The organism is Aphanothece microscopica RSMan92 (assembly GCF_046613545.2).
Taxonomy (GTDB): domain Bacteria; phylum Cyanobacteriota; class Cyanobacteriia; order PCC-6307; family Cyanobiaceae; genus NIES-981.
The window spans coordinates 1-881 of record NZ_JBKKKY020000237.1 but is presented as its reverse complement, the minus strand read 5'-3'; the positions used below and the strand labels follow the sequence as shown (position 1 = coordinate 881).

At 58.6% G+C, this 881-nt stretch carries 1 protein-coding gene; it reads left to right on the top strand.

Annotated elements, in window-relative coordinates; all coding sequences use genetic code 11:
- Positions 1 to 15: 15 nt before the first annotated feature.
- The coding region (locus ACLD7X_RS17195; protein ID WP_411424909.1) for a DUF4118 domain-containing protein at positions 16 to 881 on the top strand (866 nt) is incomplete at its 3' end.

The window sequence follows — 881 nt, the reverse complement described above, 5'->3', positions numbered from 1 at the left end:
ATCCTTACTGGCCTTGTGGCTGCGGACCTTCATGCCTCGATCATCGTGCTGAGAACGAACCCTCCCACCAAGGGACCACAACCCAATGACGGGCGCAAGGAGCCAGCCACGGTTCGGGACTGGATCCTGATCAGCAGCGTGCTCTTGATCACTACAACCCTGCTCTTGGTTGCCGAAGATCATGTCGGATATCGAGGTGCCGGAGGCATCCTCCTGCTCCAATCACTCGTGGCCTCTTGGTATGTTTCACGAAGGGCAGCGCTCACCAGCGCCATCGCATCGGCACTCGTTTGGAATCTCCTATTCATTCCTCCACGGTTCTCACTCTCCATCACGGCCCTGGAAGACCTCCTTTTGTTTGTGGCCTTTTTTGTCGGTAGCGGAATAGCATCCGTAAAAACGGCCCAGCACAGGGCGCGAATGAGACACCTGCAACACCGTGAACGGCAGGCCGAATCAATGTATCACTACGCGTCGCTGGCGTCATCGGCAACAACGCAAGCGGACTTGATTTCCCTAACCGTTCCATTTGTGGCCGAGGCGCTGCACGCCACGATCGCAGTAGTCTGCAAGGGTGCAATGGGCGATCCGGACGTACCTGAAGGCAATCGCTGGAGACCTGATACCGCCGAGCTTGAGCTGGCAGCCTGGGTACTACGTTCTGGAAGCGTGGCCGGCCGCGGCACCTTCACCTTGGCTTCTGGTACGGCTACCTGCTATCCCGCCGCCTATGCTGGGGTAACGAGAGCGGCACTTCTCGTACGGCGTGATGATCAACCACGGATTGGCGACGACGAGGCCGAGTTTCTTCAGCGCATCGCAGCCACACTTGCGGCCGCCATGCATAGGCTGGATCTGGATCGCATGCGCCACGAAGCAGA